The following is a 13055-nucleotide window of genomic DNA, read 5'->3' as shown; positions in this document are numbered from 1 at the left end:
ACTATATCGATTTCAAATATAATAAAAAAATATTATGCATGCATAGTATTTCTAAAAATATTTTTTGGTTATTTTAAAATTTGTTATGAAATAGAACTTGTTAAGCTCTGTTTTTGAATGAAATATAATATTTTTTTTTGAAATTTTAGTTATTATAATATGCTAAAAATAAAATCATTACAGTAAATTAAGGATTTAGATTATTATATCTTGAAAGATAATTCTTCGATTTAAAAACAAGAGCAATCAATCATCATATTTAAGTAAAGCTTTCCTAAGTTTATCTTTTATTCGCAAACGCAAACCATTGGGGCTAATAACTTCCAGTCCGTCTCCAAACCCCAAAAGCAAACGCTCAAATTCATAATTAGTTTTAAGCTTTAAAGTAATTACAATACTTCCGTCTTCATTTTCTTTTTCCAGTTTTTGCGAAGCATGAAAAGGTTTTGTCAAAACATAAGGAGCATTATCTTTATCAATCCAGAGTTCAATTTTTTTAGCATGCATTCCTTGGTTTACCGTAACCCCAACCACATCTTTATAAAATTCTTCGGCATCAAAGTTTTCTTCTATATAAGGTAGCGTAAAATCAAAATCGATGCTGGTAATTCGGTCAAGGGCCAAATTGGTTATCGGTTGAGAACCTTTTTTCTTTCCAACCAAAAACCAACGATTATTAAACTCTTTTAAAATAAAAGGATGAAAAAAGAATTTTTGTTCCTCTCTCGATTTAAAAGATTTATAAGTAATAACTAGAACAATCTTCTTGACAATAGCCTGATAAATTTCGTCTAGATAATGCAAACCTTTAAGATTCTCGTTTTTATCCAAATAAATAACCGAATTGGTATGCGATTTCTCCGAATAGATTTTATCCTCCAATCGCTGTAAAATATCCGAAACATCGCTAAACAAAGAGAAATCCTTAAATTGTTTTAGCATCGATACCGTTTCGGTTAGGACATTCATATCCGTTTCTGTAAGCGGAATATCGGTAATCGAGAAATCTTCCTCGTCATACTTATAAAACTTCTTATCATATACGACAATAGGAGCATTATACCCCAATTTCTCACTTCGCATAAGTTGAATATCCATTTGTATAGTCCGCTTGCTTATACGGTTTTCGCGACCTTCATATTCAAATAAAGCATCCGAACAAGCCTCGATTAAATCATCGAGAGTCCAAGTACGATATTGATTCTGCAAGCATTTATCGATTGTTTTATAGCGTATTAAAGCATTCTTGTTTTGTGACATATTATATTTTTTGTCGTTGAGACACTAAGTTTTTTTTTGGCAGATTAAACAGATTTTTTTGAATCATTTTAATCCTTTAATCTGTGGCTTAAAAACTTTGTGACTTTCTGTCTTTGCTAAATTAATTTGGGCAATAATTATTTGGGCGTGTCCCTTCGGGTCGGGCTTTTCGTTTCAATCTTTTGTTTTTTAAAGGAAAAAACAAAAGGATTTTCACTACAATCCCTCACGCAAAACAACTTTTGTGATAAAAATAAGTCTAATGATCTTTGTACGCAAGAGGTTTGCGTACAAAAAATAGATTTTTATAATAAAATGAAATTATACTTTAAAAATAGAAAGGTTATTGATGTTCAGATTCATAAGAAAAAATGCTAATATTTTGAATATTATTCATTTTAAAAATTAAAAAAATAAGGGATTATTACTAGTGTTCCCTTTGATTTCAAAAAAAACGCACATACTTTTGCCACCTTAAAAAATTGATTTACACTATATGGGGAAACTTTACTTATTACACCTACATTTTTTTTTTATAATTACAAGTTCAGTTTATGGATTTAATACAACTGATAAAAGTAATTTCCCCACTAACAAAGATTATAAGAGTCTAGTTTTACCACCCAATGTCGATTTTAATTTTACCAATGACGGAACTTGTTCTGGAACCCCAGTAACATTTAATCCAGTTGTAAGTGGTATTGCCCCTTATACCTATCAATGGGATTTTGGCGATGGGAGCACATCTACAAATAATAATCCAAACCATACATTTAATGCAGTTGGTTGCGGAATTCAAAACTTTAGCGTAAGCTTAACCGTTACAGATGCCAATGGTGCATCAAATACAATAACAAAAACTATTTCGGTAAAGGAAAAACCAGATTTAAAATTCGGAAATACAAATGCTCCGGGCTCACTCAAGCCTTTTGAGCGATGCGGAGACAATAATTCTAATCCTAAATACAGTATTAGTGTTGCAAATAATTCGGCTTCAGTAGGATGTATTACATCTTATAATGTAGATTGGGGCGATGGTAATTCCGAAACTAATGTTACTTTTCCTAAAATACACGAGTACCAGAAATTAGGTTCTTTTAATATGGTAATAACGGGAATAGGAAATAATGCTTGTAGCAACTCTATTACCTATGTAGTTAAAAATTCCAATAACCCAATCGGAGCACTTATAGCTCCAGGTAATACAATCAATTTATGTATACCAGTAGATCCAATGCAATTTGCTATTGGCTCATGGGGACTCAATCCATCAGATACTCAATATTATGTTAATTATGGAGATGGAACAAACGATACTTATTCGCAAGCGCAATTAGAAAGTTCTCCTTATTATAATTCGGCAAATCCAGAAGCTTCGCGCAATTTCCCTATACCACATAAATATATTAGAGCAAATTGTGATACTAACGGAAGTACGGTTAGCTTAACAATAATGACATCTTGTGGAACCACAGATCTTAAGGCAGGGCCAATAAAAATATTAGACGTACCCCAACCAAATTTTAGCGTACAAAGCATAGCATGTGTAAATTCAGCTGTTAGTTTTAGTAATTATACTTATGCGGGATATACTAATAATTGTAGCACATTTAATGTTTATACGTGGGATTTTGGTGACGGAACTACTTCTAGAGATGTTAATCCTTATCACGCATATTCTGCGCCAGGTAAATACACAATAAAACTAAATGCAACAACACCTTGTGGAGTTGGTGTAGAGACAACAAGAACTATTTGTGTTGAGCCTGTATTGCAGCCAGACTTTACTTTTGGTAATGCGTGTGCTTCAACCAATGTGCAAATAACTAATACTACAGACACAAGTTTTAGTTGCGGAACCGAGAGTTATTATTGGGATGTTACTAATTACTACGAAGGATATTGTGGTAAAGAATCAGTACCAGGATTAGGAAGAGGACAGTGGAATTTTGCAAATGGAACTTATTCATCATCAAAGGATCCTGTTTTTAACTTTACAATGCCGGGAACTTATTACGTAAGGTTAACAACTAGAAATTCTTGCGGAATAGTGCGAGAGATTATAAAAGCAATTCCAGTAAAAAAACCGCCAGTTACGACTCTAAAACCAATTTCAGATTATTGTAATTCGGCAACAATAAACCCAGTAGGAACAGTAGAAGAAACTTGTTCACCAAGTTCAGAAATTACTTATCTATGGACTTTTGTAGGAGGAACACCATCTACATCTACATTACTTAATCCAGGACCAATAAATTATACGACTAGTGGTAAGTATGAAGCTATCTTTAGTGTTAGTAATAGTTGTGGAACTACAACAAAAACAGCCCCTTTTTCTGTAGATTTAGTGTTATCTCCAGTTATAAAGGATAAAACAGTAAAAATATGTAGCGGTAATAGTTTTCAGATTACGCCAGTTACAAACGGGATAGATAATGTACCTGCAGGAACAACCTATGTTTGGTCTACGCCAGTAATTTCTCCGGCAGGAGCGGTGAGTGGTGCGAGTGCGCAAGGAACACCAAGAACAAGCATCGGCCAGACATTAGTAAATAACACGCCCATTCCGGCAACAGTAACCTATACGGTTTCGCCAATATCTACAGTTTGCCCTGGGCCTAATTTTACAATTACAGTAACAGTAGATCCATTAATAAGTGTAAAAGAAACAATAAAAAATAGCACGTGTTTTGGTGCAAACGATGCATCTATTGCAATAAATGTAACAGGAGGAATTCCTTTTGCAACAGCAATTCCTTATACATTTATCTGGACAGGTCCTAACGGGTTTACAAGTACCGATAAAGATATTTCTAATTTAAAACCCGGAGGATATAATTTAAGAGTTGGCGATAATGGCAATTGTCCATTTTCAATGACCTATTATGTCAGTGAGCCAGGGCTATTCCAATTTTCAGATGGTAAAAACGATATAACTTGTTTCGGGGCAAATAACGGAAATATCAACCTATATGTAACAGGAGGAACGCAACCCTATACTTATGTATGGACAAAAGACGGAAATCCATACAGCGCAACTACAGGAAACCCTAGCAATCTAGGGCCAGGAGTTTATGGAGTTACAATTACCGAAGTTAATAATTGTAATATACTTAAAGGTAGCTATACAATCATCGAGCCACCACTATTAAAGGTAAAATGGGAAAGCCAAGTAGATATTTTATGTTACGGATATTATACTGGTGAAATTAATGTAAGTACAACAGGTGGTCGATTTACCGAAACATCGCCAGGAGTTTTTAATTACAGATATAGCTGGACTGGACCAAACGGATTTAGAAGTAATCTTCAGAATTTAAAAAATTTAGCAGCAGGAACTTATGATTTAACCGTTACAGATAATTCAGGATGTACTGATAAACTGAAAGTTGTATTACTACAAAATGATGAAATAGTTCTAAATTACAGTAAAACCGAAATTGCCTGTTATAATTATGCCAATGCATCGATTACTATTAATAGTATAAAAGGAGGAGTTCCGTTTGCAACAGGAGATCCATATATTATAAAATGGAGCAATTTAGGAACAGGCTTGGTACAAAACAATTTGTCAGCAGGAACTTATATTATTACCATTACAGATGCATTAGGTTGTCCTAAAGTATTTCCTATAGTAATAGATAATGCGCCAGTTTTTACCATAAACCCAGATGTAAAGAACGTTTCATGTTTTGGTGCAAATGATGGTCATATCCGATTAAACCTTATAGGCGGAAAAGCACCCGTTTCTTTAGTTTGGGATGATAACTCTACAGCAGGAATCGAACGTAATAATATAGGACCAGGAAAATATAGCGTAACAATTACCGATGGTAAAGCATGTGTAATAAAAGAAACCTTTATTATAATAGAGCCATTGTTGCTAGAATTAAGAGCCGATGTTTTAAATCCGTTAGATTGTGTTGATGCTAATACAGGAGAAATCAACTTAGTTGTAACAGGAGGACAGCCACCATTTAACTACTCTTGGTCTAATGGCGCAAAAACCGAAGACTTAACTAAACTTCCACCGGGTACTTATGCAGTTACCGTTACTGATGCCAATGGTTGTAAAAAATCAGAAGAATGGAAAATTACTCGATTCGATCAACTTACACCAACAATCGAAGTCTTAACAGATTTTGATTGTAATACCAAGTACGTACACCAAACCTATGTAGGACACGTAAAAGGAGGGATTCCACCATATACCTTAAAATGGTCAGATGGTGTTGTTTCAGGGCCTAATAACGAGATAATGAATACCGAAAATAATGGATTAATCATATTTACTGTTACCGATAGTTTTGGTTGTACAGCCGATTTTCCATATAATGTTAATAAACCAGTTTTAGGAATAGCCAATTATTCTACAAGCTCATACAGCAAAGATGTTTATGACTTGTATTCTATTTACGACCCAATTTTATTTACAAACTTGGCAACAGGAGATTTTACAAATATATCTTGGGATTTTGGAGATGGAAATTTTTCAAACGAAGAAAATCCAAAACATATCTATACCAGAGAAGGAACTTATACAATAAAACAAACGGCGACATACCCTTTTGGATGTCAATATAGTTACACCTCTACAATAATAGTCGAAAAAGGATATAGTTTAGTAATGCCAAATGCTTTTACGCCAAATAATGACGGTTATAACGACACCTTTGCACCCGTATTTTTAGGTTTAGAAAACATCACCCTCGATGTTTATGATACTTGGGGAGGAATTGTATACTCCGAAACAGGAAAAAATATTAGTGGATGGAACGGGCAGATAAAAAATCATCCAGCCGAAAACGGAAACTATTATTTTAAAATCACGGCAAAAACCTTTTACAACCATACAGTAACCGAAAAAGGAGCATTCACATTACTTAAATAAAAGCAACAGATTACAATGAGATTAAAACTATATATTACAATAATTATTACCTGTTGCTTTTTTTCGGAAACGAGAGCGCAAGACCCAATTTTTACACAATATTTTTTAATTCCCGAAACACTAAATCCAGGTTTTTCTGGATTTATGGAAACAACATATGCAGGTATTGTCCACCGCGAACAATGGCCAGATTTAGATTTAAAAATAGATACCGATTATGCATTTGTAAATACTTGGAACGAGAATATAAATAGCGGTTATGGTATAAGTGTTTTAAATCAAAGAGAAAACCTGACCAAGTATAATTACACACAAATAAATGCCAATTATGCTTATAGGGTAAAACTAAATGATAGTTGGTATTTTAGACCAGCTATCGAAGCAGGTTTCGGATTAAAATCATTTGCATTTCAAAACCTATTGCTAGAGGATCAAATTAATATAAGAACAGGAGTTATAAATTCAAGTTCAATGGATCCAATGTTAAAAAACGATAAAGTCAGCTTTTTCGATTTCTCAGCAGGAATGGTTTTTAATACCGAAAGTCTATGGATTGGTTTATCAATGAAACACCTTAACAGACCCAATATTTCCTTTGCTTCAAACGGAAATGTACCTCTGGATACGTTCTTCTCTTTAAGTTCGGGTTACGAATTTCTTCTGGCAGATTATGTCGATGTATTATTCCTTCCGTATGAAACCAAATTGCTTATTACCTCAAATTATATGCAACAAGGGCGTTATAATCGATTTGATTTAGGAACATCAATCCAGTTCGAAAAAATATTTTTTGGAGCAACAGCAGTTACCAATCCATCAAAAAACGGAATAAACAGAGAGTTACTTACCTCAATAAATCTTTTTACAGGACTACAATATCAGAACCTAAAATTAGGACTTTCTTACGATGTAAATACATCAAACATGGGGAGAACAGGAGGTGTTTACGAAATCTTGTTAACCTACCAATTTAACCTAAGTGTAAAATGTTTTGGTTGTCCTAATTATACAGGACGATAAACAGGAAGTTATTTATTGAATTACAGTTTTTAGCCTAATAAGGGCGTGTCCCGCCGAAAAAGGCGGGTCGGGCTTTCCGTTTCAATCTTTTGTTTTTTAAAGGAAAAAACAAAAGGATTTTCACTACAATCCCTCACGCAAAACCGATAATAGAATAAACTACCGTTTTTATTTTGTTGTAAACGATTTGTTTTTCGTTCCCAATTTTCCGTAGAGACGCACCGTAGTGCGTCTAACACTTTGTAGATAATCCTTACGTAGACGCACTACGGTGTGTCTCTACATTAATAATGAAATCTCTTTTTCGATATTCATTCTTGCTTTCTCCTCATATAAATTTCTGAATTCCTCCGTCTGGAAAATATATTCATTCTCAAGGAAATGTTTTAAAGCTTTCGCACGTCCTGGTTTATAGAGAAAATCAGGATAAATGCGATATTCTTTTCTGATTTGTTCAAAATAAATTTGATAATCCTCCCAATCTCGGGCGAGAATCTTCAAATCAAAATCAATTAACCAATTGATATCTTCAATTTCATTATGCTGATGAAGTTGCGTCGCACAAATAGCATCAAAAACCAATTGTTTATTAAAACTGATATTTTTAGGTAAAATCGATAATGTATATTCAGCACTTTTCAGTTCATTATCTTTTTTAGAACTCTTATACACATAATCATGATAAAAAATAGAAAATAATATTTCATCAGGATTCCGAAGTTTGTCTTGATATGTTTCAAAACTTAAAATCATATCCGTTATATGCGATAAGTTGTGATAATGCCTTGATTTACTAGAATACGCCTTTTCCAAATCTGACCAATTTTTCTGAATCTCATTCTCTTTAAAACCAATATTTAAGAGTAATTCTCTATACTTTTCTTTTAAATCCATAAGGCTAATTTACATAAAAATAGAATTATTTTTTATTACGCAAAATAATTGCGTAGTGCTTCTGAAATCTTTGTATCATCAAATTAAGATAATTAACATTGAGAAATACTTTTCCATACCCGTATTATATTTATGGTTCAGATGATTCTACAGACAAGGATGTGATTATTGTTGTTCCAAAAGAAGAAATGCCTAAAACGCAAGAAGAAAGAAAAAACAAAGTACTTTTCCTTTCTAAAGAATATAATTTGAATTGGAATGCAACCTTAGCCGTTATTGAATATGGAAAAATTTCAGATACTATTTTTACAAAATCATGGATAGATTCGCTCAATAATGCATTATTAGAAACGTATAGTTTCCATCAGCAAGATTATCCTTTATTGGTAACCGAAAAGCATATAAGAAATAAAACGTTGGCAATTTATAAAGCCGTTCGGACAGTTTTGACAATGTTGACGCGAACAGAATACCGAACTCAGATTCGCCCCATTATAAAAGGAATCCATGATTTTAATCTGAAATTGGAAGCACTTGGCAAAATAGATTTTGTTTCACTTTCAGAATTCAATCAAAAGAATACAAGAGATTCTGATATTTGGAAAATTATAGCTTTTTATGTCGGGCAAAATATAGCTTTAATTGAAAATGATATTGAAATATATACCAAGAAAAAATTAGTAGAGTATTATAATGAATTGGATATATTTATTTATAGAAAAACAATTACAGTAGATGATAAAATGATTTTGCAAGGGTACATTAACTATTGGTTAAAATTGCTTCAGAATTTTGGAGAGTTTAAATCTTCTAATGGCTTTTTGACTTGTAATAATGAATGCATTGATATGGTAAATGAAAAGTTTTAATTCTTCAGTTGTCAAGAAATCTTTGTCAAAGATTTAAAACTTTGACAAAGATGGCGATAAAGATTTAAATAATGTATTGAATTGCCTCCTGCTTTAGCTGGAGGGAAAAATAAAGTTTATCTAATTGACTTTAGTCAAAACTTATATTTTAGCTAAAGTCCCTTGTTCACCCAAAATCAAAATTTTAATTATGGATATTAATAAACATTTACCGTATATAATAAGAGCTTTACTTTATCATATTACTAAAAATATGAGAATTATTTATATTACTAAAAATAAGTACGAAGAATTCTGTCTTAATATTATATTTGAAGAAATTCCAACTCAAGATGAAATAGAATTGTTGATTGATACAACAGGAGAAATGGACTGTGATTTGATTTTTAAAAATACTACTTATAAATATTTAGTAACAAAAGAAAGTACTGGTGAAATATTTAAATCAATTAATAATGATTTTTATTTAGTTTACGCAAGAAATGAAGACTAGATGAAGTGTCCTTGCTAATAAAATTATCGTATACACTGGCAAACATCTCTGACTTCGTATCCACTGCAATTAGTTACATGCATAATTAAATAATAAAAGCAACCTCTAGATTGGTTGCTTTTGTTGTTATTAGGATAAGTAAAAAACTAAATAATAAGAAGAGAACTAATCCCTATGAATCTTATTATGTCAAAGAAGTGTATTTCTTTTTTCACTGCGCAAAATAATTGCGCACCGGTTATAAACCTTTGTATCATCAAAATAAAGGCCTTGTAGCTTAAAAGGAAAAGCCTACAGAAAAATTACTGGCTGTAGAGTTTGCGGATATTCCGGTTAGACCCGTGCGGACTAATGGGTAGAATTTACAGAAGCACCGAAATCGTTAGGGAAAGTAGGGAAGCGTATTTAGAGCCGCAATGCCTGAGAGGGAATATGAGTTCGAATCTCATCAGGGTCACAAAATAAAACAAATGAATGTTTACGAGTAATTTCGATTACTCAAAATAAGATTCCTTTTTTCTGCGTAAAATAACTGCGTAGTAATTTTTGAATCTTTGTTTAAAGAAAAGAAGAAATGAATATAGTACTTTTAAAAGAGATGATATCCCAAAATTATATTAGAGTAAACAAACACCCTAATTATGATTTATATATCTATAATTATACCCAAAGTGCTCAATTCGAAAGAATATGGAATGATGTTACATTAAGTTGTAGAGGATTAATCTTAGATGAAAACTTTAAAGTTGTTGCAAGACCATTTCCTAAGTTTTTTAATTTGGGAGAAATGGAAAATCAAGTGCTTCCTGATGCAACTTTTGAAGTTTATGATAAAATGGACGGTTCAATGGGAATTTTGTATTGGATAGATGAGGTTCCGTTTATGGCAAGTCGAGGTTCTTTTGCAAGCGACCAATCCGATAAAGCAAACGAAATGTTGCATAGAAAATATAAAGACTCATGGACATTATTGGATAAAAGAAAGACGTATTTATTCGAGATTATTTATCCAGAAAACCGCATTGTTTTAGATTATGGTGTAGCAGAAGAATTAGTTTTACTGGCAATTATCGATACACAAACAGGAGAAGAATTTCCGCTAGAAGATATTGGTTTTCCAGTAGTAGAAAGATATGACGGAATCAAAGATATTCTGACTTTAAAAGAAATGGATATTATGAATAAAGAAGGTTTTATTATTAAATATTCGAATAATTTTAGAGTGAAAATCAAATTTGAAGAATACCTTCGTTTACATCGAATCATTACACAAGTTTCTAATTTGAATATTTGGGAATATCTGAAAACTAATCAATCAATGGAAGAAATTTTGGAACGTGTTCCAGATGAATTTTTCGATTGGGTTAAACAAACCAAAGCCGATTTAGAAAATAAATATTTGATAATAGAGAACCAGAGCAAAGCAGATTTTAAAATATTAGAATCTCGGAAAGAAACAGCCTTGTATTTCCTGACTTGTCAACATTCGGGAGTATTATTTGCAATGCTAAATGGTAAAGACTATTCAGAGATTATCTGGAAAATGATTCGACCAACATTTGAAAAACCGTTTAATAAAGGAGAAGAATAAAATGAGAAAAGTAATTTTAATGAAAGGATTGCCAGGAAGTGGAAAATCGACTTTGGCAAAAAAGATAATTTCAGAAAATCCAGAAACATATAAAAGAATCAATAGAGACGATTTGCGTGCAATGTTTGATAACGGAACAACGAGTAAAAATAACGAGAAGTTTGTAAAAAAAGTTCGTGATTTATTAATCGTTAAATGTCTAGAGGAAGGAAAAAATATTGTAGTAGATGATACAAACTTATCCGATACAAACTTGAAACGAGTTACACAATTGGTTCAGGAATACAACGCTAAATTTAGTGAAAACGTAACTGTTGAGGTTATCGAAGTAAATACAGATGTTAGGGTTTGTATCGAGCGAGATGCTTTAAGAGAAAAGCCAGTTGGAGAAAAAGTGATTAAGAAAATGCATCGACAATTTTTTAAAGATTCTCCTGAATACGCAATCCAAGACCCAGAATTGCCAAAAGCAATAATCTGTGATCTTGATGGAACATTGGCTTTAATGAACGGAAGAAACCCTTTTGATGCTAGTAAATGTGATCAGGATTTAATAAATGAGCCTGTGGCAAACGTATTAAGGAATTATAAGAAATTGGGATATAAAATATTATTGGTTTCAGGAAGAGAAGATAGATACAAAGAACCGACTTTGCGTTTCCTTGAAAAACATGCCATAGAATTCGATGACTTAATTATGCGAAAAAGTCAGGATAGTCGAAAAGATTCGATTATAAAAACTGAAATCTATAATGATTTTATCAAAGATAAATACTTTGTAGAGTTTGCTCTCGATGATAGAAATCAAGTAGTTGATACCTGGAGAAACGACCTGAAATTACCATGCTTTCAGGTGTATTATGGGGATTTTTAAAAATAGGAACAAAGGTTCAGAGAGGCAAAGGTTCAAAGGCTTTTAACCGCAAAGTTTGCAAAGATTTATTTCACGCAGATTTTGCAGATTTCAGCAGATTTAATTCGATTTTTTTAGAATAATTTGCCAACATCTGCTGAAATTTTTTTAAATCTGCGTGAAACAAAAAAACTTTGTGCCTTAGCGTCCAAATGGCAAAAAAAAATAATAAAAAAACAGAAAGACTCAAAGAGCTAAAAACTCAGAACCTTAGTTTCTTAGAATCTTACTAACTAAAAAAAAAATGAATACATATATAGATATCGGAATTAATTTAACCAATAAACAATTCCAAAATGACATAGACGATGTCGTACAAAACGCTTTAGATGCCGATGTATCGCAAATGATACTAACAGGAACAAGTGTGAAAAATAGTGAAGCTTCGGCTGAAATAGCAAAAGAATATCCAGGAATATTATACGCAACAGCAGGAATTCATCCGCATGATGCGAAGAGTTTTGACGCACAAAGTATCTCACGACTGCGAAATTTATTAAAACAAAAACAAGTCGTTTCGGTAGGTGAGTGCGGACTCGATTTTGATCGTGACTTTTCGCCCAGAAACGTACAAGAAAGCTGTTATAAAGCGCAATTAGAATTAGCAATCGAAGTTCAGAAACCTTTGTTCTTGCACGAGAGAGCTGCTTTTACAAGATTTATGAGTATTACTAAAGACTATTTACCACAATTACCAAAAGCTGTGGTGCATTGTTTTACAGGAAGTTTACAAGAAGCCAAAACTTATCTTGATAACGGATTTTATCTTGGTTTTACAGGAGCAATATCAGATAGTAAGCGTTTTGACCTTTTAAAAGAAGTGATTCAATATACACCGCTTGACCGAATAATGATCGAAACCGATGCGCCATTTATGCTGCCGAAAAATGTTCCAAATAGTCTCATGAAAAAATACCACGAACGCCGTTGTGAACCTGCTTTTCTGCCTTTTGTTGCAGCAACAGTTGCTCAGTTTAAAGGAATTTCAGGAATTAAAGTTGCAGAAGAAACTACTAAAAACGCTAAAAGCTTTTTTGAGATTTAGAGTTTCTTGTTTTTTTTAAATTCCAAATAATAATAATAATAATAATAATAATAATAATAATAATAATAATAAGGTTAAT

Annotated in this window: 9 protein-coding genes; 7 read left to right on the top strand and 2 right to left on the bottom strand. The window is 32.4% G+C overall.

Translation table 11 applies throughout. The features are described from left to right. Positions 1-246 precede the first annotated feature (246 nt). On the bottom strand, positions 247-1260 hold the full coding sequence (locus IW20_RS16090; RefSeq protein ID WP_035624497.1) for a helix-turn-helix transcriptional regulator: 1014 nt from the start codon (positions 1258-1260) through the stop codon (positions 247-249). Positions 1261-1756: 496 nt separating this feature from the next. Between IW20_RS16090 and IW20_RS16080 the strand changes: the two genes are divergently transcribed. Next, positions 1757-6151 (top strand): T9SS C-terminal target domain-containing protein, encoded by a 4395-nt coding sequence (locus IW20_RS16080; protein ID WP_035624492.1) that lies wholly within the window; start codon positions 1757-1759, stop codon positions 6149-6151. Positions 6152-6166: 15 nt separating this feature from the next. Next, positions 6167-7171 (top strand): PorP/SprF family type IX secretion system membrane protein, encoded by a 1005-nt coding sequence (locus IW20_RS16075; RefSeq protein WP_035624489.1) that lies wholly within the window; start codon positions 6167-6169, stop codon positions 7169-7171. Positions 7172-7450: 279 nt separating this feature from the next. Here IW20_RS16075 and IW20_RS16070 read toward each other — a convergent pair whose 3' ends face one another. Next, positions 7451-8065, bottom strand: coding sequence for an HD domain-containing protein (locus tag IW20_RS16070; protein WP_035624487.1), 615 nt, complete (start codon positions 8063-8065; stop codon positions 7451-7453). A gap of 98 nt (positions 8066-8163) precedes the next feature. Here IW20_RS16070 and IW20_RS16065 point away from each other — a divergent pair, with 98 nt between their 5' ends. The 5 genes from IW20_RS16065 (at position 8164) to IW20_RS16045 (ending at position 12976) form a co-directional block, all read left to right on the top strand. Further along, positions 8164-8934: a hypothetical protein gene (locus IW20_RS16065; RefSeq protein ID WP_035624484.1), complete on the top strand. Its 771-nt coding sequence runs from the start codon at positions 8164-8166 to the stop codon at positions 8932-8934. Positions 8935-9124: 190 nt separating this feature from the next. After that, a complete protein-coding gene (locus IW20_RS16060; protein ID WP_035624482.1) occupies positions 9125-9427 on the top strand; it encodes a hypothetical protein in 303 nt (100 codons plus the stop codon). 574 nt (positions 9428-10001) lie between these two features. Continuing rightward, positions 10002-11018 carry a T4 RnlA family RNA ligase gene (locus IW20_RS16055; RefSeq protein WP_051885817.1) on the top strand — a complete coding sequence of 339 codons (1017 nt, stop codon included), beginning with the start codon at positions 10002-10004 and terminating at the stop codon, positions 11016-11018. A 1-nt stretch (position 11019) separates the two neighbouring features. Next, complete coding sequence (locus IW20_RS16050; protein ID WP_035624479.1) at positions 11020-11892, top strand: phosphatase domain-containing protein; 873 nt, start codon at positions 11020-11022, stop codon at positions 11890-11892. A 283-nt stretch (positions 11893-12175) separates the two neighbouring features. Continuing rightward, positions 12176-12976 carry a TatD family hydrolase gene (locus IW20_RS16045; RefSeq protein WP_035624477.1) on the top strand — a complete coding sequence of 267 codons (801 nt, stop codon included), beginning with the start codon at positions 12176-12178 and terminating at the stop codon, positions 12974-12976. Positions 12977-13055: the final 79 nt, after the last annotated feature.

Source organism: Flavobacterium hydatis (genome assembly GCF_000737695.1).
Taxonomy (GTDB): domain Bacteria; phylum Bacteroidota; class Bacteroidia; order Flavobacteriales; family Flavobacteriaceae; genus Flavobacterium; species Flavobacterium hydatis.
The sequence above is the reverse complement of the archived record's forward strand: the minus strand, read 5'-3'. Positions and strand labels throughout refer to the sequence as shown.

What these genes read in the sequence shown, in the direction of transcription:
- IW20_RS16070 (WP_035624487.1), bottom strand. Translation starts at nt 8,065, where the DNA reads ATGGATTTAAAAGAAAAGTATAGAGAATTACTCTTAAATATTGGTTTT.
- IW20_RS16090 (WP_035624497.1), bottom strand. Translation starts at nt 1,260, where the DNA reads ATGTCACAAAACAAGAATGCTTTAATACGCTATAAAACAATCGATAAA.
- IW20_RS16050 (WP_035624479.1), top strand. Translation starts at nt 11,020, where the DNA reads ATGAGAAAAGTAATTTTAATGAAAGGATTGCCAGGAAGTGGAAAATCG.
- IW20_RS16060 (WP_035624482.1), top strand. Translation starts at nt 9,125, where the DNA reads ATGGATATTAATAAACATTTACCGTATATAATAAGAGCTTTACTTTAT.
- IW20_RS16080 (WP_035624492.1), top strand. Translation starts at nt 1,757, where the DNA reads ATGGGGAAACTTTACTTATTACACCTACATTTTTTTTTTATAATTACA.
- IW20_RS16075 (WP_035624489.1), top strand. Translation starts at nt 6,167, where the DNA reads ATGAGATTAAAACTATATATTACAATAATTATTACCTGTTGCTTTTTT.
- IW20_RS16045 (WP_035624477.1), top strand. Translation starts at nt 12,176, where the DNA reads ATGAATACATATATAGATATCGGAATTAATTTAACCAATAAACAATTC.
- IW20_RS16055 (WP_051885817.1), top strand. Translation starts at nt 10,002, where the DNA reads ATGAATATAGTACTTTTAAAAGAGATGATATCCCAAAATTATATTAGA.